We start from the raw sequence: 20,754 nt of genomic DNA, 5'->3' as shown, positions 1-20,754 counted from the left end.
ATGAATACATTTGAAAAGAAGGCGCTTGCGGAATTCAAGTTGCTCCGCTGGACAGCAAGTAGGGAGAAACAATCAGGTGATGCTGTCCTGTCCATGGACGAGGGCGATAATGAGCTCCAAGCCGTTCTTCAGATCCGTCAGCTTCTTTGCGATCAGACAATGTATTTCGGCATCTCTTCTGGTTTAAAATCTTACACAAGTATATTTGGAAGAATAGCCGGAATAAAGCAAACGCACATGTGGCTTCTTCAGAACTGCGTGAAAAGGCGAGCTGCCGAAATTTCCAGAAAAGAGATAGAGATGGTTAGCCGCGAAGCAATCGAATGGTGGCAAGCCCAGGACAATTTTACTGAAGTCAAGGCGCTTTCTGGTCCTCCGCCCGATAATGGCCAATCTCAGTTGAAACATTTGACCGCTTTGGCATATTTGGGCGATTTCAGCACGTTAATGGATTACCAGGAGATATTCAGGAGGGGAAAACGTTTAAATTTTGTGCCGATGATCAAGCCTGAGATGATCGACCGTGCCATTGATATTGCATTGGAGAAAGCCTGAGGTTCACCTCGTCCGTGCGTTCCTGCTGGGCGGTGTCCCTGTTTCTGGGCTCGAAACGGATCAGTGCGGGCGGGCTGCGGTGACCTTAAAGTTTCTGTCCAGAACGACCTTTTCCGGAAGACGGCGCGAGCAGCTACGCGATGAACGTAGCAGCGTGCGGGCGCCGGTTAACTCAGTGTGCCGGCTCGAATAGCTGAGACCACCTGGGCACCTCTTGCGCGTGCCAATGGCTAATGTTGAGACGTTAGGGGTGAACTGCTGATCGTCAAGCTGGCGACAGCGCGGTCCTCGTAGGCACGGCGCTCGGCAGCGGCGGCTCCATCCGCCTCGCCGCGAAGGACGAGGTCGTGCCTCGCCGCCGTGCAGGACATCTATTCCTACGATGCGAAGACGCAGCAGAGTTACGTGGGGCCGATCTATGTCGACGGCCAAACCGTGTTCGGGCAACTCGACAGCGGCTCCAGTGAACATCGCAACACGCTTCTGAACGCCGAAACGGCCTTGTCGAACCTCCCGCTCTACGACTACGCGACAGCGCAGTCGGCGTGGCCGCAGGACTACACCGCCGCGATGAGCTTCCTCCATGAAGCATTGAACGACTTCGCGGACATCCCGACGGGCATCGAAGCACAAGCCTTTGTCTCTCAAAACGCTTGCTTGTTTCGATCTCTCAAAACATGCTACATATTCGCGACTTTTGAGAGAGAAGCCAATGTTGCGGCTCACCCACGATACTGAACAGCTCGCGCGCAGGGTTGCAGCCCGGGTTGGCCGCAAACCTGAAGACCTGATCCGGGCCGCGCTCGAACGCGAGGCCAAGGCGCTCGGCGTCTCCGACGAGTTGTCGGCGAAGCGCCGGATGACGGCCGCCGAAATGCTCGCCTTCGGTAAGAAGGTCGCCGCTCGGCCGGTCCTCGACCCACGTAGCCCGCAGGAAATAGCTGACGATTTGAACGCCCTATGATGGTCGTAGATTCGTCAGCCGTTGTCGCGATCTTCCAAGCAGAAGACGACGCCCTACCGCTCGCTGACGCTATGGCGTCAGCCGACCAGCTTGTCATGTCGGCGGTCAACGCACATGAAACCGCGATGATCCTGCGAGCACGCGGGGCCCTGAGAGCGCGGAGGATTTCTGGCGCTTCCTAAGCGTAAACGGCATCGAGGTTGCCCCCTTTAATGAGGAACAGGCGCGCGAGGCCTCGGAAGCCTTCGGCCGATTCGGCAAGGGCATTCACTCGAAAGCTCGACTCAACCTCGCTGACTGTGCCGCCTATGCCCTCGCCAAGAGCCTCTCGGCTCCCCTGCTCTTCAAGGGTGACGATTTCATACACACGGATATCGAAAAATGGCGTTGATAGGTTATGCCCGTGTCTCGACGCGAGATCACACAGTCGCCGCGCAGCTCGATGAGCTGCAGAAGGTTGAGTGCGCCCGAATCTTCGAGGAGACCGCCTCGAAGGCGAACCGCGATCGGCCGCAGCTCGCCGCCGCACTCGACTACATGCGCGAGGGCGATACGCTCGTGGTGTGGAAGCTCGATCGGCTTGCCCGGTCCCTCAAGCAGCTCATTGAGACAGTCGAAGCCTTGGAGGATCGCGGAATCGGATTCCGGTCGCTGACCGAAGCGATCGACACGACGAAGGCCGGCGGCGGGCTCGTGGTCCAGATCTTCGGGGCGCTTGCGGAGTTCGAGCGTGGCGTGATCCGCGAGCGTACCCGCGCCGGCCTCAATGCGGCCCGCTCACGCGGCCGCAAGGGTGGCCGGCCGCCGAAGTTGAAGGCATCCGATCTGGAGGCCGCGAAGGTACTCCTCGCTGATCGGGAGATCAACGTAGAGGACGTGGCCCGCCGCCTTGGTGTCTCGCCAGCGACGCTTTACCGGTATATCCCCGCTGCCAGGTCCAGCGTCGGTCTGGTCGGCTGGGCCGGATCGGAAAAGACCTCGGAACGGGCTCCTACATAGCGCCGTAGTGAAGCGAACTCACTCCGTCTTCAATGCTGCTTTGAAAAGACCGCCTGCTACGACGGCGCGGGCCATCTTCTCTCGACGCAACGGCGTCAAACGGGGATTCTCGGCGGCGATCTTTCGATCGCCGGCCTCGGCGACGTCGCGCTGCACGACAACAATCAGTGCCTGCCTTGCGTGACGATGACGGGGATCAGCAGGTCGCCCCAGTTGCCGTCGCCGCCGTGATGGCGCGCCGAACGGACCAGTTCTACGGAAACCCCCGCATCGACGGCCTTCATGACCGCCTGGTTGAGGCGGTGCAGGTCGTTGGCGACCATGCGGATCGCCGCCTGCTGTTCCGGTGTCATGGCCGACGATTGTTCCTCGGCCCGTTCCTTGACGCGTGTCTGTACAGTCATCGGAGTGCTCCTTTGGGCGATGGTCGCGGGGGACTTCGTTGATCCCCGCTTCAGTTTCGAGGTCTGGTTGGGGACGCGCGGCGGGGCAGGGGTGCCGCGCGTCCCGCTCGTTCATTCTGCTGCCGGGCGGAACTGATCGTGCTCGGTGGATTCCTTCATGGCAGTGGTCGACGACTGGCCGCCGGTGATCGCGACCGACACGGCATCGAAATAGCCGGTGCCCACTTCGCGCTGGTGCTTGGTCGCCGTATAGCCGTTGGCTTCGGCAGCGAATTCCGCTTCCTGCAGCTCCGAATAGGCCGCCATCTGACGATCCCTGTAGCCGCGCGCCAGTTCAAACATGCCGTAGTTCAGCTGATGGAAGCCGGCGAGCGTGATGAACTGGAACTTGTAGCCCATGGCGCCCAATTCGCGCTGGAACTTGGCGATCGTCGCGTCGTCGAGGTTCTTCTTCCAGTTGAAGGACGGCGAGCAATTATAGGCGAGCAGCTTGCCCGGATGTGCCTTGTGCACGCCTTCGGCGAATTTGCGCGCCTGCTCCAGGTCGGGCTTGGAGGTCTCGCACCAGATGAGGTCGCAATGCGGCGCATAGGCGATCGCGCGGGCGATGCAGGGCTCGATGCCGTTCTTCACCTGGTAGAAGCCCTCGACGGTGCGGCCGGCATCATAGTCGACGAATGGGCGGTCGCGCTCGTCGATATCAGAGGTGAGCAGTTTCGCCGCTTCCGCGTCCGTACGGGCGATGACCAGCGTCGGCGTGCCCATCACGTCGGCGGCAAGCCGTGCCGCGTTCAGATTGCGAATATGAGCCGCGGTCGGGATCAGCACCTTGCCGCCGAGATGGCCGCACTTCTTTTCCGACGCGAGCTGGTCCTCGTAATGGACGCCCGCCGCACCCGCTTCGATGAAGGCCTTCATGATCTCGAAGGCGTTGAGCGGCCCGCCGAAGCCGGCTTCCGCATCGGCGACGATCGGCGCGAACCAGGTCTCGACGGAGAGACCCTTGCCTTCCGCCGTCTCGATCTGGTCGGCGCGCTGAAGCGTGCGGTTGATGCGCTTGGCGAGTTCCGGAGCCGCGTTGGCCGGATAGAGCGACTGGTCCGGATACATGGCCGAAGCGGTGTTGGCGTCGGCTGCAACCTGCCAGCCGGAGAGATAGATCGCCTTCAAGCCTGCGCGCACCATCTGCATCGCCTGATTGCCGGAAAGCGCGCCGAGTGCGTTGACGAAGTCCTCCTCGTGAATGAGCTTCCAGAGGCGGTTCGCCCCCATTTCGGCAAGCGAATAACGGATTTCCACCGAGCCCCTGAGCCGCTTCACGTCCTCGGCGGAATAGGGCCGCTCGATTCCGTCGAAGCGCCCCTCCGGCGCATTTGGAACGAGCTTGTAAAAATCAGTCATACCTGCCTCCTCGTGAAATCGGTTCGTCTTCGGCTTTCGTCTTATGGCGTCTCTAGGCCGGAAGATCATGTGACAGTTTTTACATTGCGCTGCAGAAACCCGCTATCGAATTCCTGTTTCAAGCCGGCGGAAACGGGTTAGCTTGTCTTGCCTTTGACAGTATCCGCAAGTAAAGTTGTAAAAGATGTCAAAGCGGATCATCTGCCTGGTTTGTAAAGGGAATTACAATGGCCGAGAACAAGATTTTTGCGGGGCCGCGGGTCAGGCGGATCCGCAACGGCCTTCAGCTGACGCAGACGGCCATGGCCGAGGCGCTTGGCATCTCTCCTTCCTATTTGAATCTCATCGAGCGCAACCAGCGGCCGCTGACGGTGCAGCTGCTCTTGAAACTGGCCTCCGTCTACAAGGTCGATCTCGAAGAGCTTCAGGGTGAGGCGGGCAGCGGTCTTGCGCAGCTGCGCGAGGTCTTTGCCGATCCGCTGCTTGCCGGCGAACTGCCGGGGGACCAGGAACTGGTGGAGGTCGCCGAAGCGGCGCCGAACGTCTCCGGCGGCATCGTCAAGCTTTATCGCGCCTACCGCGAACAGGCCTCGCGTCTGAGGGATCTCGCCGCTCTGCTGGCGGGCGAGGGACATATGGCGGCACTTGCCGATACCCGGCTGCCGATGGACGAAGTCCGCGAGGCGTTCGAGGCTCGGCCCAATCACTTCGCCCGCATAGAGGAGGCGGCGGAGGCCCTGCATGCAAGCCTCTCGCCCGGCGACGATCTTTCAGGCGCAATGAAGGCTTGGCTGAGAAGGGAGCACGGACTTGCGGTCCGGACCCTGCCGGTGCACGTTATGCCCACCCTGCGCCGCCGCTTCGACCGCCACTCGATGCGCCTCTTCATCTCCGAACGTCTGTCGCCTTTCGATCGGCTGCGCGAGATCGCGATCGAGGTGGCTTCGATCGCCTGCCACGAGGCGATTGCCGCCGAGCTCGAGCAGTTCCGCTTTACCACCGCCGAAGCGCGGCGCATCGGCCGCTTCGAACTGGCGCGCTATGCCGCCCATGCGCTGATGATGCCCTATGCGGCATTTCTCGCCGCCGCGCAGCGGATGAAATACGATGTCGCGGTTCTTGCGGTGCGTTTCCAGGTCTCCTACGAGCAGGTCGCCAATCGTCTCACGATGCTGCAGCGGGCCGGCGCGGCGGGGGTTCCGTTTTTTCTCATGGAGATCGACAGCGCCGGCAACAGGCTGCGTCGCGCCGGAGCGCAAGGATTTCCCCATGCCCGCTTCGGCGGCGGCTGTCCCAAGCTCAACGTCCAGGCTGCCTTTGCCGTGCCCGGCCAGCTTCTCGTCGACCGCGTCGAGATGCCTGATGGCACCGAATTCCTCACTGTCGCCCGCACCGTCGACGGTCCGCAGGCCGCCTTCCACGAACGGGTTCGGCGCACGGCGATTCTCATCGGCTGCGAGGCCACCTTAGCGAACGAGACGGTCTATGGCGCCGCCGCAGTCATGCCGGCGATCGCAACCGGTCCGGCCTGCCGGCTTTGCGAGCGGCAGGGGTGCCTGGCGCGCGCCGAACCGCCGATCACCCGACCGCTCGGTCTCGACGAAATGGCCACCGGGCTGAGCGTCTTCGACTTTCAGTGAGCCCGCGCGAAATGGCGCGCAATCCGCAAGCGAACGTCGTTATACGACCGCGAGTCCCGAAACGTCACAGGAATCCAGCCGGCCCAAGTCCTTGGGCCGATTGAACTCTTACGCGTCCGCAGACGCGGCGCTGCTGGGCCCCGTGACAAGCACAGGGATGAGGTGAGAGGAGGGAATTTCGGGCTGGAAAACCGCGAGCCACTTTTTTCCTGGAACCGCTCTAACTCCTTGAGCTTATCGAGAAAGATGCCTAACCTCCGCATCGGCACGATCAACAGACGGGGCGTAACGGCACTGGAGAAGAAGATTACTGTCCCGAGCCGATAATCAAGAGGGGAGTTGTATGTCCAAACTCATCGTCGCAACCTTGACCACCGCGGTGCTTGCGGGATCCACCATGCTGGCTTTCGCTCAGGAGCGGGTCGTCAACGTCTATAACTGGTCGGACTATATCGACGACAGTATTCTGGAGGAGTTCACCAAGGAGACCGGCATCAAGGTCGTCTATGACGTCTTCGACTCGAACGAGATTCTGGAAACGAAGCTGCTCGCCGGCGGTTCCGGTTACGACGTCGTCGTTCCGACCGCCTATTTCCTGCAGCGCCAGATCGCTGCCGGGGTGTTCCAGAAGCTCGACAAGTCGAAGCTGCCGAACATTTCCAACATGTGGGACATGGTCATGGAGCGTACCGCGCAGTACGATCCCGGCAACGAATACGCCGTCGACTACATGTGGGGCACGACCGGCATCGGCTACAATGTCGAGAAGATGAAGGAGATTCTCGGCACGGACGAGAAGCCGAACTGGGATGTGATTTTCGACCCGGAGATTGCGGCGAAGTTCAAGGACTGCGGCATCCATCTCCTCGATTCGCCCACCGACATCATGCCCTCGGCGCTCGCCTATCTGGGGCTCAATCCCGACAGCCACGACCAGGCGGATCTCGAAAAGGCAGCCGACCTGCTGATGAAGGTCCGTCCCAATATCCGCAAGTTCCATTCGTCTGAATATATCAACGCGCTCGCAAACGGCGACATCTGCCTGGCCGTCGGCTTCTCGGGCGACGTCTTCCAGGCGCGCGACCGTGCTGCCGAGGCAAAGGCCGGCGTGACGGTCGACTATTCGATCCCGGAGCAGGGCGCGCAGATGTGGTTCGACATGCTGGCTATCCCTGCCGACGCACCGCATGTCGCCGAGGCGCACGAGTTCATCAACTACATGATGAAGCCGGAAGTCATCGCCAAGGCCTCGAACTACGTGTTCTACGCCAATGGCAACAAGGCCTCGCAGCAGTTCCTCGACAAGGAAGTGCTCGAGGACACCGCCATCTATCCGTCCGATGCCGTGATGCAGAAACTCTTCACCACGACGCCCTTCGAGGCTAAGGAGCAGAGGGTATTGACCCGGCTCTGGACCAGGATCGTCACTGGTCAGTAGGAGCGAAAACGAATTGCCCGGACCTCAAATCCGGGCAATTTTCTTGTAAGTTTCTGCGCTCAACTCTCGACGTGTCGGCGCCGGCCATTGCGTATGGACTGTGCCATTCGAGGATAGATGATGAAGTCTCTCGGAAGTATCCGGCGTTCTTTCGCGCCATGGGCGGACCCCGCCTCCAAGCCTTTCATTTCCGTCAAGAACGTCACCAAAAAGTTCGGTGACTTCACCGCCGTGGACGATCTTTCGCTGAACATCTACACGCGCGAATTCTTCGCGCTCCTCGGCGCTTCGGGCTGCGGCAAATCCACCCTCCTGCGGATGCTGGCCGGTTTCGAGCAGCCGACATCAGGCGAAATCATCCTCGACGGCCAGAGCCTGGCGGGCATCCCGCCCTACCGCCGCCCGGTCAATATGATGTTCCAGTCCTATGCGCTGTTTCCGCACATGACGGTCGAAAACAACGTCGCCTTCGGCCTGAAGCAGGACGGAATGCCGAAAGCGGACATCGCCGAACGCGTCGCGCAGATGCTGAAGCTTGTCAAGCTGGAGAAGTTCGCCAAGCGCAAGCCGCATCAGCTTTCCGGCGGCCAGCGCCAGCGCGTCGCCCTTGCCCGTTCGCTGGCAAAGCGGCCGAAGGTGCTGCTGCTCGACGAGCCGCTCGGCGCGCTCGACAAGAAGCTGCGCGAGGAAACGCAATTCGAGCTCATGGACCTGCAGCAGGAACTCGGCCTCACCTTCGTCGTCGTCACCCACGACCAGGAAGAGGCGATGACGATGGCGGACCGCATCGCCGTCATGAGCCACGGCAAGGTCGTCCAGGTGGCGACGCCGGCGGAGATCTACGAAGCGCCGAATTCGCGCTTCGTCGCTGACTTCATCGGCGACGTGAACATATTCGACGGTAAGGTGACCTCGGCTGAAGACGGCTATATCCGTGTCGAGACGACGGGCGGCATCCCGGTCCGGATGGCGTCGCCGGAAAAACCGGGGAACGGCGCAAAGGCGGCTGTCGCCATCCGGCCCGAGAAGATCAGAATCGGCCGACAGCCGCCGGCGCATGCGCCGGTGAACGCCGCCGAAGGCGAGATATGGGACATCGGCTACCTCGGCGACATGACGGTTTTTCACATCCGGCTGAAGGACGGCAAGGTCGTCAAGGCGTCATCGCTGAATGCGGTGCGGGCGGTCGAGGACCCGCTCGGCTACGACCAGCAGGTCTGGATCTCCTTCGGCGACGACGCGGGCGTCGTATTGAAGGATTGAAGCCATGGCGAAACTTGCCTCAGCCCTCGTCAGCCGCCTGGTCATAATCATTCCCTATGCCTGGCTCCTGTTCTTCTTCCTCATCCCGTTCTTCATCGTTTTCCGCATCTCGCTGTCGCAGACGGCCGTTGCGATGCCGCCCTATATGCCCGTCTTCGACCTGGCCGGCGGCCTTTCCGGCATTATGGAGAAGCTTGGCGAATTCTCGCTCGACAACTACGTCTGGCTGACGGAGGACGTCCTCTATTTCAACGCCTATGTGTCGAGCGTCGTCATCGCCGCCATCTCGACCTTCCTGACGCTCCTGATCGGCTATCCGATCGCCTATGGCATGGCAAAGGCGCCGCGTTCGCTGCGGCCCACGCTGCTGATGATGGTGATCCTTCCCTTCTGGACGAGCTTTCTGATCCGCGTCTATGCCTGGATCGCCATCCTGAAGCCGGAGGGCCTGCTCAACCAGTTTCTGTCGGCGGTCGGCCTGATCGATCAGCCGCTCATCATCCTCAACACCAACTTGGCGATCTATATCGGCATCGTCTATTCCTATCTGCCCTTCATGGTGCTGCCGATCTACTCGGCGCTTGAGAAGATGGACCATTCGCTGACGGAAGCCGCCCAGGACCTCGGCTGCACGCCTGCCGCCGCCTTCTGGCGCGTGACCTTTCCTCTGTCGCTCCCCGGCGTGGTGGCGGGCTGCCTCCTCGTTTTCATTCCGGCTGTCGGCGAATTCGTGATCCCCGACCTCCTCGGCGGCTCGGAAACACTGATGATCGGCAAGACCTTGTGGAGCGAATTCAATTCCAATCGCGACTGGCCGGTTTCGTCGGCGGTGGCGATCATCCTGCTCATGATCCTGGTGATACCGATCGTCTATTTCCAGAACATCCAGGCCAAAGCCGACGGCGAGGAGAGGTGACCTATGGAGAAGTGGTCCCGTTTCAACATCGCCTCGGTCGTTCTGGGCTTCGGCTTTCTCTATCTGCCGATCGTGCTCCTGGTGATCTTCTCCTTCAACGAGTCGAAACTGGTCACCGTCTGGGCCGGGTTCTCGACCAAATGGTACACCCAGCTCTGGCATAACCAGGGACTTCTTGACGCGGCCTGGGTAACGATCCGGGTGGCGCTCCTTTCGGCGACCTGCGCGACCGTCCTCGGAACTCTGGCGGCGCTCGCGCTGGTGCGCTACACCCGCTTTCGCGGCCGCGTTCTGTTTTCCGGCATGGTCTATGCGCCCCTGGTGATGCCGGAGGTGATCACCGGCCTGTCGCTGCTGCTGCTCTTCGTGGCGATCGGGTTCGACCGCGGTTTCTGGACGATCACGCTCGCCCATATCACCTTCACCATGTGTTTCGTCGCGGTCGTGGTCCAGTCGCGTCTTCTGAGCTTCGACCAGTCGATCGAGGAGGCGGCGCTCGATCTCGGCGCGACCCCGGTCAGGACCTTCTTCGCGATCACGCTGCCGGTGATCGCGCCGGCCGTCTTTTCCGGCTGGATTCTCGCTTTCACGCTGTCGCTCGACGATCTCGTGATTTCAAGCTTCACGACCGGGCCGGGCGCCACGACGCTGCCGATGAAGATCTACAGCCAGGTCCGTCTCGGCGTGACGCCGGAAATCAATGCCATCTGCACGATCCTGATCGGCATCGTCGCGCTGGGCGTGATCGTCGCATCGATCGTCACGAAGCGTCGTGAAGTCCAGCGCGAAAAGGACGAGCGAGCAGCCTTCGCGGCGATTGGGTGAGCGAGGGCGTGTTGAGGTTCATCTCGAGTTTGTGACGGCTGCTCGGACGAGTGCCATCTCTCTTCCTCGTCATCTCTGTGATGAGCACAGGGATGAGAAGATCAAACAAGCCGCGGCGAGATTCCCAATCTCAACAGGCCTCAAAGCATTTCCAGGAAAAGTGTGTAATGGTTTTCCCTCCGGAAGTGCGTTATTGCATCGATGTCACTTCGGGCTGAGGAGAACCGAAAGCGGCGAGATCACCGCATTCGGCCAGGAGCCGCCGATGAAGAATTGCAGCGGCTCCTTGCCGGCCTCGGGGGCCGCGAGCGTCCCCGCCAGGGCCAGACTGCCGCTTCGATAGGGGACGACGCCGGTCACCGAAATATTGCCGGCGGGGCCGACGAAAGCGGCCCGGTCCAGCCGGGCGGTGCCGCCGCCGAAGCTCGCCTCGATGTCTGCCGTCTGGAACTCGAGCGTGCCGTCGCTTGCCTGCGACAGGGAGAAGAATTCCCCCTTGCGCACGAGATCGGTGAAGGCGTGAACGTCGAAATCGGCGAGCCTGCCATTGGTGAGCGAATAATCGAGACGGCCGAAGACATCGGCGACGCCGGCCTCCCAGAGGGGGCGACCGGTGGCAAGATCGACGCTGAGAACGCCCCGGCCTGTCGGAACGGGACCCTTGAGGCCGAAGCTGTCGAGGACCGCAGCGAAGTCGGCGTCTTTCAGGTTCACCTGCAGCTTGCCGCCTTGCCCCACCCCTTTCTCTGAAAGCACGGCGCGGCCGCTCAGCCTGCCATTCGCATAGGTGCTGTCTCCGATGTCGAGCGAAACCCGGCTTCCATCGATCATCACCCCGGCCGCGACATCGGTCAGGTGCAACGGACCGGCCAGGACTTCCTGCGACGACAGCCGGACATCCAGGCGCCAGCCCCCGACAAGAGCCTGGGCCATCCGCCATCCGCGGTCGTCCCCCTGCGCCGGCTTCAGCGTTGCCAATGGCAAACCGTTGAGATCGATCCGGTCGAAGGCGAGCGTGCCTTCCACGCGCGGCCCTTTGCCGGACGGCAATTGCACGTCCAGAACGCCCGTCGCCGTGGCCTCGCCGATCGCCAGCTGGAGCTCCTCGAGCTTCAGCGCCGTCTCACCGGTGGTCACCCTCGTATCGATACTGAACCCGCCCGGGGGCAATTCCGCATCCGGAGACCCGCGGTACCACGCGGCAAGCGCTGCCAGCGAAGGTGCGGACATCTGCAGATGGCCGGAGGCGAAAGGCTGCGACGAGAAATTGCCGGTGCCCTCGAAGGAAAAGGTCAACGGAGCCGACGTCAGCGATGTCTTGAGAGCGGCGTTGCGCCTGGCAAAGAGGGCGAGCGGTTCTTCGCATACGAAGGCCCAGCCTACCGCTTCGCCGCCGATGACCGCGGCAAATTGTGCGCTCAGCCGCCCACCGAAGGAAGGCCATTTGAGGGTCCCGGAAATCCCCGCGACGTCTACGCCCTCCCCGGTCGCCGCCAGGCGGTCGACAACGCGGAAGCGGCCATTCTCGATCGTGATATCTCCGAAGGGAGCCTCATCCCGCGGCATGGCATTACCCGGCGGCACCAGCCAGTCCGGCTTTTGCCAGTTGACGGCGCCGTTCGCTCCGCGCTCGAGCGTGATGACCGGATCGACGAGCGTGATCTCCTCAAGAGCCTGTTCGCCCCGAAGTGCGGAAAGCAGGCTGAACGAAGCGGTGATGCGGCCGATCTCTGCGAGCCGGCGCGGTTCGGGTCCGGTGGAGACGATCGTCGTTGCGGGGAGCGTCACCAGGGGTTCCGGCCAGAACCGGACTTCCGGCTCGCCGCTGATCGTGCTCTTCCCGCCCGACCAGTCGTCGAGCATCCGCTCCATCGTCGCGCGGGCCTCGGTCGTCGAAACCACGAGCGGCAGCGCGGCATTGTACGCGGCGGCGAGGGCGATGCCTATGGCGGCCGACCAAACGAGGTGGCGTCGGCGAAGCCGCGCCCACAGGCGCGAATCGCGCAATATCTGGAACATCTTCCTCGTCATTCGGTCGGACTTGCCATCGCCTCGGGTAAGCCGCTTGGATAGGACTTCGGCTTGCATAAAGCAAATGCCACTGACATGAAAATGTCGCCGTCGCGACCATGCGGAGCCGCATCCGCGCTGTTTGTACCGCGCTGCAGCATGATATAGAAAAGTCCGAAGAGTGGAGGAGAGCATGCAAGCAGAACGACCTTTGTGGGTTCCGGACAGGGAGATAGTCGAACGCAGCCCGATGGCTGAGTTCATTGACTGGTGCGGGGAGCGCTTCGGGCGCAGCTTCGCCGACTATGATGCCTTTCATGACTGGTCGGTGAGCGAGCGCGGCGCGTTCTGGACCGCCGTATGGGAACATTGCAAGGTCATCGGCGAAAGCGGGGAGAAGGCGCTCGTCGACGGCGACCGGATGCTCGATGCCCGTTTCTTTCCGGAAGCGAGGCTCAACTTCGCCGAAAACCTGCTGCGCAAGACGGGGAGCGGCGATGCCTTGATCTTCCGCGGCGAGGACAAGGTGAGCTACCGGCTGACCTGGGACGAACTGCGCGCCCTGGTGTCGCGTCTGCAACAGGCGCTGAGGGCGCAGGGGATCGGCGCCGGCGACCGCGTCGCCGCGATGATGCCGAACATGCCCGAGACGATCGCACTCATGCTTGCGACCGCTTCCGTCGGCGCCATCTGGTCGTCCTGTTCGCCCGATTTCGGCGAGCAGGGCGTCCTCGACCGCTTCGGCCAGATCGCCCCCAAGCTCTTCATCGTTTGCGACGGCTACTGGTACAACGGCAAGCGGCAGGACGTGGACTCGAAGGTGCGTGCGGTGGCCAAGTCGCTCGGCGCGCCCACCGTCATCGTTCCCTATGCCGGAGACAGCGCCGCGCTTGCGCCGACCGTCGAGGGCGGGGTGACGCTTGCCGATTTCATCGCCGGATTCCAGGCCGGACCGCTTGTCTTCGAGCGCCTGCCGTTCGGCCATCCGCTCTACATACTGTTCTCCTCGGGCACGACCGGCGTACCCAAATGCATCGTCCATTCGGCCGGCGGAACGCTGCTGCAGCACCTCAAGGAACATCGCTTCCATTGCGGGCTGAGGGACGGCGAGCGGCTGTTTTATTTCACCACCTGCGGCTGGATGATGTGGAACTGGCTGGCCTCGGGCCTCGCAGTGGGCGCAACGCTGTGCCTCTATGACGGCTCACCTTTTTGCCCCGACGGCAACGTGCTCTTCGATTATGCCGCCGCCGAACGCTTCGCCGTGTTCGGCACCTCGGCGAAATATATCGACGCCGTGCGCAAGGGCGGGTTCACCCCGGCAAGGACGCACGATCTGTCGTCCTTGCGGCTCATGACGTCCACCGGCTCGCCGCTTTCGCCGGAGGGCTTCTCCTTCGTCTATGAGGGTATCAAGCCCGATCTCCAGCTCGCCTCGATTTCCGGCGGCACCGACATCGTCTCCTGCTTCGTGCTCGGCAATCCCCTGAAACCCGTGTGGCGCGGAGAGATCCAGGGCCCCGGCCTCGGGCTCGCCGTCGATGTCTGGAACGACGAAGGCAAGCCGGTGCGGGGGGAAAAGGGCGAACTCGTCTGCACCAGGGCGTTTCCGTCGATGCCTGTCATGTTCTGGAACGATCCGGACGGCGCGAAGTATCGAGCCGCCTATTTCGACCGCTTCGACAATGTCTGGTGCCACGGCGATTTTGCCGAATGGACACCGCATGGCGGCATCGTCATCCACGGCCGTTCCGACGCGACATTGAACCCCGGCGGCGTGCGCATCGGCACGGCGGAGATCTACAATCAGGTCGAACAGATGGATGAAGTCGCCGAAGCACTGTGCATCGGCCAGGACTGGGAGGACGATGTCCGCGTCGTTCTGTTCGTGCGGCTGGCCCGCGGGGTCGAGCTGACCGAAGCACTGACCAGGGAGATCAAGAACCGGATCAGGTCCGGCGCCTCGCCGCGGCACGTGCCGGCGAAGATCATCGCCGTCGCCGACATCCCGCGCACCAAGTCCGGCAAGATCGTCGAACTGGCTGTGCGCGACGTGGTGCACGGCCGTCCGGTCAAGAACAAGGAAGCGCTGGCGAACCCGGAAGCTCTCGACCTCTTTGCGGCGCTCGAGGAACTCAAGAGCTGAATTGGGGCTGACATCCGTCTCCATTGCGCCGCTGTTCTTCTGCCCGCGCCGCTGACGCGGGGCAGGAGAATGGAAGGAAGAGTGGGTGCAGTCCGTGAGACTCACTCGCATACCGCAAGCGGACGTTGTCGTAGTGCCGGCTCATCCCCGACTTCCTCATCCCTGTGACGAGCACAGGGATGAGGGCGGAGAGGGTGCGATCCCTTGCATAGATCACGAGATTTTAGGTCGGGTGACACCCCCCTCTGCCCAACCATCTCATCCCTGCGACGGGCACAGGAATACGTGATCTATGACCGGCGTTCGAGCGACCGGGACACCAGGATGACGGGGACCATCCCGGCGAGGACGATGATCATCGCCGCAACGGAGGCGTCTTCCACCTTCGCCCGCGAGGCATCCTCGTAGACGAGCGTCGCCAGCGTATTGAAATTGAACGGGCGCAGCATGATGGTCGCGGAAAGCTCCTTCATCGTTTCTATGAAGACGAGGAGCGCGGCCGTCAGCACTGCGGGCCGCATCATCGGCAGGAGCACCGCGCGCAGCGTCTGGCCGCTCGTGCGCCCGAGCGCTCGTGCGGCCATATCGAGATGCGGCGACAGTTTCTGGAAGCCGGCCTCGAGCGTCCCTTCCGCCATGGTCAGGAAGCGGACCGTGCAGGCATAGATGATGGCAAAGCCGGTGCCGCTCATGAGCAGGCCGGTGGAAATCCCGAAAAGCCCCCGCATCTCGGCGTCGATGGTGTTGTCGAGGGCCGCGAGCGGAAAGAGCACCCCGATCGCCAGTACGGTACCGGGCACACCATAGCCGAAGGAGGCGAGCCGCCCGGCGATATCGGTGATGCGCGAACGCCCGGTGCGCGCGGCATAGGCGAGCACGAAACCCAGGAGCACGGTCGCAAACGCCGTCAGACCGGACACCAGGATGCTGTGCAGCAGCGCGCTCAGGAGGCGCGGCGCCAGGAACTGGTCGAGGCGTTTCAGGGCATAGTCGCCCAGAACAAGGAAGGGAACGGCAAAGCCCGACAGTATCGGCAGAAGGCAGGCGGCCGTCGCGGCCCATTTCTTCCAGCCGGAAAGTTTCAGCCTCGCGGCGTCGTGAACTGCGGCCGTGGTCTTCTGGCTCGCAAAGCGCTGTCTGCGGCGTGCCGCCCGCTCGACCATCATCAGGCCGATGACGAAAACCAGCATGATGCAGGCGATCTGCGCCGCGCCGGCGAGGCTGCCACGGTTGAGCCAGGTATCGAAGATGGAGAAGGTCAGGGTCTGCACGCCGAGAAATTCTACCGCCCCGATATCGTTCAGCGTTTCCATGGCAACGAGCGTGAGGCCGATCATGATCGCCGGCCGCGCCATCGGAAGCTGGACGCGGAAGAAGACCTTCAGCGGTCCGGCCCCGAGCGTCCGCGCCACGTCCGCGGCGGCGCGGCCCTGCATGAGGAACATGGAACGGCAGGCGAGATAGATATAGGGATAGAGCACCGAGCTCAGAACGAGCACCGCGCCGCCGAGGGAACGCACGTCGGGAAACCAGTAATCGCGGCTCGTCTGAAATCCGAAGAGGGCCCGCACCAAGCCCTGCACAGGGCCGGTGAAGGTGAGCAACTCCCCGAAGGCATAGGCCGAAAGATAGGCCGGTATGGCAAGCGGCAGCACCAGGGCCGCCGAAAGGAAGCGGCGTAATGGAAATTCATAGGTCGCCACCAGCCAGGCGGTGACGATGCCGATCATGGCGGTGGCGGTGCCTGTGAACAGGACCAGGAGAAGCGTGCGGCCGGTTGCACGCGGGATCACGTTTTGGATGAGATGCGGCCAGTCTGCGGTGCCGCCGGAAACGGCTAGCCACGCAATGGCAAGAATCGGCATGAGCACGACGGCGGAGGCGAGTCCGGCCCAGCCGGTGAGCAGCGGATGGTGAAGGCCGGTGCCGGAGCTGGCGTAGCGCCGCTTGAGGCTTTTGGCGGTGAAGTGCAAACGATCCGTCCGAAGCAATGCCGATCGAAATGACGAGTGAGGGAACGGCCCGCAGTTTCCTCAACCTTCAAGAACCGACAAACTGGCTCCCGCAGGTCAACATTTCCTTACAGCATTCGGTCTCAATTGGCCAAGACGCGTTGTGAGGGAAAGGATATTTCCACCAGCGTGCCCTCGTTCGGGGCCGAAGTGATGGCGAACTGCGCGCGGTTCGCTTCCGCCATCGCCTTCGTCAGCGGCAGGCCAAGCCCGGTGCCGTCGCCACGCTTGCGGCCGCCGGTCGTGACCTGGCGGAAGGGCTTCATCGCCTGGTCGAGCTCGTTGCGGGTCATGCCGATGCCCGTGTCGCGGATTCTCAGGATGACGCTGCCATTAGCCTCGTAGGACGTCGACACGACGATCTGGCCGCCCGACGGCGTAAAGCGGATGGCATTCGCCAGGATGTTCAGGGCGATCTGCTTGATCGAACGGTCGTCGGCGACGACCTCGGGCACGGAGCCCGACAGCGAAGTGCGGATGATCACGCGTTGGCTATTGGCCTGCGGCTGCACCAGCGACACGGCCTCGGAGACGGCCTCGTTGAGATCCACGGCGCCGAAGTCGAGATCCATCTCGCCGGCCTCGATCTTCGAGATATCGAGCAGATCGTTGACGATGTCGAGGACGTGACGCCCCGACCGGCCGATGTCGCCGGCATATTCGATATAGCGCGGATGGCCGATGGGGCCGAAATGCTCGCTCGCCATCATGTCGGAAAACCCGATGATGGCGTTGAGCGGCGTGCGGATCTCGTGGCTGACCCGGGCCAGGAATTCCGTCTTGTGGGCGTTTGCCGTCTCTGCGGCGCGCTTGGCGTTGCGAAGCTCCTCTTCGGTCCGCTTCCACTGGGTGATGTCGCGGATGACCGCGCAGTAACCGTTGGAGGAGGAGAGCCGGCCGATGGTCATGAACAACGGAATGAAGCCGCCGGCGGCTTCGCGGCCGATCACTTCCCGGCCGTCGTTGAGCACGCTTGCGACGCCGTGGCCGGAAAGGCCCTGGAGATAGTCGATCACCGCCTTCTGGCTCTCATGGGCGAAGAGCGCGGCGAACGGCTTTCCGCGCATATCGGACTCGTCATAGTCGAAGAGCGCGCTTGCGGAACGGTTCATCGTCCGGATGTCGCCGTCCCGTCCGAGGACCACGACCCCATCGGTCGCGGTTTCCAGAATCGATCGGAGCTCGTCGATCTCCATCCGAAGCCGGCTTGCCTCTGCCGCTCCTTCGTCTTCGCGCGCCTGCTTCTCCGCTTCGCTTGCGCCGGCCGGGGTCAGCGCAAGCATCAGCGCGCTCTTTCCTTCCCATCGGATCGAATGCAGGTGGGCGCCGACGGGAATGAGCCTGCCATCCTTGCGGACCAGCGTCATGGTTCCGTTCGGCTTTGCCGCGCCGGCCTCGTTTCCGAGAGCGAACAGGGCCTCCAGGCCACCCTCCTGTTCGAAGGCTTCGAGATTCTCATATCCGGTCAGCCGCAGGAATTCCGCATTGGCATGCAGCAAAGCGTCGCCGTGGTGAACCAGCAATGCGACCGGCAGCCTGTCGAGGATCTCGCTGCTCATGGCTGCACCATTGCGTGCGGTGAGGCCGGGCTCCATTGCCGCAGCAGGGGTCTCGCCCGCCGGCGTCGGATCGTGCCATCCGCCTGGCGCCTCCGCTTCCTCCGTCTGTCGGCTTTCTTCCGTGTCAGCCGGCGTGCTGGGGGAGGTGTCAGCTTCGTGCCGGCCTTCGGTATTGCCTTCCTGCGGCAGCTGGTCAGGGGCGAAATGCTCGCCGAGCTGCCTTGCAATCTCGCGGAAGGCCGCCTGCTCACCGCGGGTCAGCGCGCCGGCTCCCGCCGGTCGGCGCTCGTCGAGATCGATGACCTTGTCGGAGGCCTGCCGGCCGGGCGTTTCGACGACCCGCAACGCGGGCTGTTCGCCACGGAACGGGTCTTCCGATACGTCCGGTGCAGCCTCGGCCGCATCTTTCCCACTGCCGGCGTCAGGGCCGGTCTTGGAGCCAGCCTCAGCCTGCGGCGCACCGGCGCCCTCAGCCGACATGTCGCTTGAAGCCTGCGCGATCTGCGCCGGCGCCGGCCGGTCGAGCGCAAGCCCGGCCGCCTTGGCGTCCGGCACAGCGTCGGCGATCCTGACGATGCCGAAGCCGCGGAAGCCGTCGAACTCGCGCGAACGGGAATAGGTGGGAAGAGCGGCGAGATCGACCGGCACCTTGAGATTGGTTCCCTGGACCGGCCAGAAGATCGTCTTGCCGGACCAGGTATCGCGGCGATGCAGGAGCTCGTTGATCTTGTCGTCGGGGTCGAGATCGTAGCGATCGGCGAGATCGGTGAAGCTAACGCCGATCACGTCGGCGGCCTTCGGGCCGACGGCTGACGCGAACTCTTCGGAAATTTCGCTGAAACGTCCCTCCGCGTCGATCTTCCAGACGAACCGTACCGCCCGTCCGCCGGCTGCGAAAGCGAAGTCGGCGGTTTCTCCGCCACGGTCCGCATCGGCAGCCGGTTCACCGGAAGCCGGTTCTGCTTCAAGCGGCGTTTCAGGCTCGGCGAGATCGGCGGCCTCGGCCTCGTCCTGCGGAGCGAGCTCCCCTTGCGCTTCGTCGTCGGTGCCGTCCCCGACGGACGCTTCGTGTTCTGCCGGTGCTGCCGCCTCCGGCGAGGGAGCGGGCTCGGCTTCCTCGAGGCGGCCCGCCGGCTGTTCCGTCTCCGCCGGTGCCGCGGAGGAGGGGACCGCCTCTCGTGTTTCAGCGGGCGCCGCAGGTGCGGCGGGGATAGCCTGCTCCGCCGCCGCCGCGCCGACCGCCTCTCCGGTCTCGGATTTCTCGAGAATTGCCTCGACCGCGAAGAGCAGGTGGAGCGCCGGATGGTCCGAAATCTTGCCGACTGCCGCCGGCAGGCGCCCTTTTTCCGTCGCGACCGGACGCTTGATCAGCCGATCCTTGTCGCTCGCAGCGGCTGCAACGAGCGTCCGGCGAATATCCGCCGAAAGGCCAAGACTCTCGAAGCCGGGCGAGCCGGCAATGACGGTCCCATCGGCATCGAGCACGGCCATATGCGTGTCCGGCCCGTCGAGGCCGGCAATCATCGCCTCTGCGCGCGCTTCGGTCGAAAGCGCCTTGCCGTTGTTGGGCACGGTGAACAGAATTGCCTCTTCGCCGGGCCCGATGCGGATCAACTCCACGGCGGCATTGAGCGGAAGCCGGCGAAAGCCCGACGCCATACGGATCAGAAGCTGCCGGCGGTCCCCGACGGCCGCGAGCTGCGCCGCGGCGGCGCGCAGCTGGCGAAGCGAAAGATCGCTCGGGTCGAGGTCGGTATCGATGAAATCGTAGACCGAGGTCGTCCCGAACAGCTTTGCGCCCTGGTCGTTGGCCCATAGCACCCGCGCGACATTCTTCGAAAAAAGGACGGACGCATCCCCCCGGGCAAAATGCTCCCGCACCCGTGCATGCACGGCAATGTCGATGAAGGGGTACTGTCTTTCGGGCATAGGCAGACCTACTGACGGATCGTTTGCGCGTTAACGCTCTATTAATACCCAGCCCATCGGCGAGGGTCCAGCAACGGGACGGCCTCGGCCACGTCTTTCGGCGCGGAAGGTTAATGGGCATGGCTTATTGTGCACTGCACAAATTTATTGCAACGCACAACCAAATCGGCTATAGAACGGCCATCAATCAAAACGGCGCCTCTGAAGAGGGCCACACCAAGGAGCGCATGAAATGGCTACCAGGAAGACCGAAGACGCATTTTCCCTCTCTTTCGACCCGACCAAGTTTGCCGACAGCTTCCGCGAGTTCGCCGAAAAGGGCGCCGCGCAGTCGAAGGAAGCCTACGCCAAGATGAAGACCGCGACCGAAGAAGCAGCGAAGACCGTCGAAGCGACGGTCGAGAGCGCTCAGTCGGGAACCGTCGAACTCGGCCTCAAGGCCATCGACGCGTTGCGCACCAATGCCGAAAGCTCGCTCTCGCACATGGAAGCTCTGCTCGGCGTGAGGTCGCTCTCCGAACTCGTCGAGCTGCAGACCGCCTTCATCCGCAAGCAGGCCGAACTTGCCGTCGAGCAGGCGAAGACGATGCAGGAAGCGACGCGCAAGGTCGCCGAGAACGTTGCCAAGCCCGGCAAGGATGCCGCGGAAAAGGCGATGTCCAGCCTCAAGAAGGGCTGATCGGCCGCGCCGTA

16 protein-coding genes and 1 pseudogene are annotated in these 20,754 nt (G+C 62.9%); 12 read left to right on the top strand and 5 right to left on the bottom strand.

Annotated features, from left to right (window positions below; genetic code table 11):
• From JOH52_RS02445 to JOH52_RS02425, 5 genes and pseudogenes are all read left to right on the top strand, one after another.
• Complete coding sequence (locus JOH52_RS02445) at positions 1-555, top strand: DUF6990 domain-containing protein (protein ID WP_107010461.1); 555 nt, start codon at positions 1-3, stop codon at positions 553-555.
• A 360-nt stretch (positions 556-915) separates the two neighbouring features.
• Positions 916-1,293, top strand: coding sequence for a hypothetical protein (locus JOH52_RS02440; RefSeq protein ID WP_014529044.1), 378 nt, complete (start codon positions 916-918; stop codon positions 1,291-1,293).
• Positions 1,268-1,519: a type II toxin-antitoxin system VapB family antitoxin gene (locus tag JOH52_RS02435; RefSeq protein ID WP_017266446.1), complete on the top strand. Its 252-nt coding sequence runs from the start codon at positions 1,268-1,270 to the stop codon at positions 1,517-1,519. Before JOH52_RS02440 ends, JOH52_RS02435 begins: the two co-directional genes overlap by 26 nt.
• A pseudogene (locus tag JOH52_RS36460) lies at positions 1,516-1,910 on the top strand (type II toxin-antitoxin system VapC family toxin). Before JOH52_RS02435 ends, JOH52_RS36460 begins: the two are co-directional and overlap by 4 nt.
• Positions 1,901-2,518: a recombinase family protein gene (locus JOH52_RS02425; protein ID WP_014529045.1), complete on the top strand. Its 618-nt coding sequence runs from the start codon at positions 1,901-1,903 to the stop codon at positions 2,516-2,518. The pseudogene JOH52_RS36460 and the gene JOH52_RS02425 overlap by 10 nt, the downstream one beginning before the upstream one ends.
• 164 nt (positions 2,519-2,682) lie before the next feature.
• Here JOH52_RS02425 and JOH52_RS02420 read toward each other — a convergent pair whose 3' ends face one another.
• Positions 2,683-2,922, bottom strand: a complete 240-nt coding sequence (locus JOH52_RS02420; protein ID WP_003527087.1) for an SMc00767 family acetate metabolism repressor — start codon at positions 2,920-2,922, stop codon at positions 2,683-2,685.
• Positions 2,923-3,033: 111 nt separating this feature from the next.
• Positions 3,034-4,323, bottom strand: coding sequence for an isocitrate lyase (aceA, locus tag JOH52_RS02415; protein WP_003527089.1), 1,290 nt, complete (start codon positions 4,321-4,323; stop codon positions 3,034-3,036).
• 227 nt (positions 4,324-4,550) lie between these two features.
• Between aceA and JOH52_RS02410 the strand changes: the two genes are divergently transcribed.
• From JOH52_RS02410 to JOH52_RS02390, 5 genes are all read left to right on the top strand, one after another.
• Complete coding sequence (locus JOH52_RS02410) at positions 4,551-5,963, top strand: helix-turn-helix domain-containing protein (protein WP_014529046.1); 1,413 nt, start codon at positions 4,551-4,553, stop codon at positions 5,961-5,963.
• 343 nt (positions 5,964-6,306) lie between these two features.
• Positions 6,307-7,401, top strand: a complete 1,095-nt coding sequence (locus tag JOH52_RS02405) for a polyamine ABC transporter substrate-binding protein (RefSeq protein ID WP_003527093.1) — start codon at positions 6,307-6,309, stop codon at positions 7,399-7,401.
• 120 nt (positions 7,402-7,521) lie between these two features.
• Positions 7,522-8,664: an ABC transporter ATP-binding protein gene (locus JOH52_RS02400; RefSeq protein WP_003527095.1), complete on the top strand. Its 1,143-nt coding sequence runs from the start codon at positions 7,522-7,524 to the stop codon at positions 8,662-8,664.
• Positions 8,665-8,668: 4 nt separating this feature from the next.
• Positions 8,669-9,580, top strand: a complete 912-nt coding sequence (locus JOH52_RS02395; RefSeq protein ID WP_014529047.1) for an ABC transporter permease subunit — start codon at positions 8,669-8,671, stop codon at positions 9,578-9,580.
• Between the two features lie 3 nt (positions 9,581-9,583).
• Positions 9,584-10,405: an ABC transporter permease gene (locus JOH52_RS02390; protein WP_003527099.1), complete on the top strand. Its 822-nt coding sequence runs from the start codon at positions 9,584-9,586 to the stop codon at positions 10,403-10,405.
• A 204-nt stretch (positions 10,406-10,609) separates the two neighbouring features.
• Here JOH52_RS02390 and JOH52_RS02385 read toward each other — a convergent pair whose 3' ends face one another.
• Positions 10,610-12,436: an AsmA family protein gene (locus JOH52_RS02385; RefSeq protein WP_013844052.1), complete on the bottom strand. Its 1,827-nt coding sequence runs from the start codon at positions 12,434-12,436 to the stop codon at positions 10,610-10,612.
• Between the two features lie 172 nt (positions 12,437-12,608).
• Between JOH52_RS02385 and JOH52_RS02380 the strand changes: the two genes are divergently transcribed.
• Complete coding sequence (locus JOH52_RS02380; RefSeq protein ID WP_014529049.1) at positions 12,609-14,561, top strand: acetoacetate--CoA ligase; 1,953 nt, start codon at positions 12,609-12,611, stop codon at positions 14,559-14,561.
• A gap of 290 nt (positions 14,562-14,851) precedes the next feature.
• Here the strand turns inward: JOH52_RS02380 and JOH52_RS02375 are convergent, their stop codons facing one another.
• Together JOH52_RS02375 and JOH52_RS02370 are read right to left on the bottom strand one after the other, a co-directional pair.
• Positions 14,852-16,534 (bottom strand): ABC transporter permease, encoded by a 1,683-nt coding sequence (locus JOH52_RS02375; protein ID WP_003527107.1) that lies wholly within the window; start codon positions 16,532-16,534, stop codon positions 14,852-14,854.
• A 122-nt stretch (positions 16,535-16,656) separates the two neighbouring features.
• Positions 16,657-20,061, bottom strand: a complete 3,405-nt coding sequence (locus JOH52_RS02370) for a PAS domain S-box protein (protein WP_014529051.1) — start codon at positions 20,059-20,061, stop codon at positions 16,657-16,659.
• 232 nt (positions 20,062-20,293) lie between these two features.
• Here JOH52_RS02370 and phaP1 point away from each other — a divergent pair, with 232 nt between their 5' ends.
• The gene (gene phaP1 / locus JOH52_RS02365; protein WP_003527110.1) at positions 20,294-20,740 is read left to right on the top strand and encodes a phasin PhaP1; all 447 of its coding nucleotides are present in this window, start codon (positions 20,294-20,296) and stop codon (positions 20,738-20,740) included.
• The last annotated feature ends 14 nt before the right edge of the window (positions 20,741-20,754 follow it).

This window comes from Sinorhizobium meliloti, assembly GCF_017876815.1.
In the GTDB taxonomy this organism is placed as follows: Bacteria; Pseudomonadota; Alphaproteobacteria; order Rhizobiales; family Rhizobiaceae; genus Sinorhizobium; species Sinorhizobium meliloti.
Note: the sequence above shows the minus strand (reverse complement) of the source record. Positions and strands in the feature narration are given on the sequence as shown.

What these genes read in the sequence shown, in the direction of transcription:
- JOH52_RS02445 (WP_107010461.1), top strand. Translation starts at nt 1, where the DNA reads ATGAATACATTTGAAAAGAAGGCGCTTGCGGAATTCAAGTTGCTCCGC.
- JOH52_RS02435 (WP_017266446.1), top strand. Translation starts at nt 1,268, where the DNA reads ATGTTGCGGCTCACCCACGATACTGAACAGCTCGCGCGCAGGGTTGCA.
- JOH52_RS02425 (WP_014529045.1), top strand. Translation starts at nt 1,901, where the DNA reads ATGGCGTTGATAGGTTATGCCCGTGTCTCGACGCGAGATCACACAGTC.
- JOH52_RS02420 (WP_003527087.1), bottom strand. Translation starts at nt 2,922, where the DNA reads ATGACTGTACAGACACGCGTCAAGGAACGGGCCGAGGAACAATCGTCG.
- aceA (WP_003527089.1), bottom strand. Translation starts at nt 4,323, where the DNA reads ATGACTGATTTTTACAAGCTCGTTCCAAATGCGCCGGAGGGGCGCTTC.
- JOH52_RS02410 (WP_014529046.1), top strand. Translation starts at nt 4,551, where the DNA reads ATGGCCGAGAACAAGATTTTTGCGGGGCCGCGGGTCAGGCGGATCCGC.
- JOH52_RS02405 (WP_003527093.1), top strand. Translation starts at nt 6,307, where the DNA reads ATGTCCAAACTCATCGTCGCAACCTTGACCACCGCGGTGCTTGCGGGA.
- JOH52_RS02400 (WP_003527095.1), top strand. Translation starts at nt 7,522, where the DNA reads ATGAAGTCTCTCGGAAGTATCCGGCGTTCTTTCGCGCCATGGGCGGAC.
- JOH52_RS02395 (WP_014529047.1), top strand. Translation starts at nt 8,669, where the DNA reads ATGGCGAAACTTGCCTCAGCCCTCGTCAGCCGCCTGGTCATAATCATT.
- JOH52_RS02390 (WP_003527099.1), top strand. Translation starts at nt 9,584, where the DNA reads ATGGAGAAGTGGTCCCGTTTCAACATCGCCTCGGTCGTTCTGGGCTTC.
- JOH52_RS02385 (WP_013844052.1), bottom strand. Translation starts at nt 12,436, where the DNA reads ATGACGAGGAAGATGTTCCAGATATTGCGCGATTCGCGCCTGTGGGCG.
- JOH52_RS02380 (WP_014529049.1), top strand. Translation starts at nt 12,609, where the DNA reads ATGCAAGCAGAACGACCTTTGTGGGTTCCGGACAGGGAGATAGTCGAA.
- JOH52_RS02370 (WP_014529051.1), bottom strand. Translation starts at nt 20,061, where the DNA reads ATGCCCGAAAGACAGTACCCCTTCATCGACATTGCCGTGCATGCACGG.
- phaP1 (WP_003527110.1), top strand. Translation starts at nt 20,294, where the DNA reads ATGGCTACCAGGAAGACCGAAGACGCATTTTCCCTCTCTTTCGACCCG.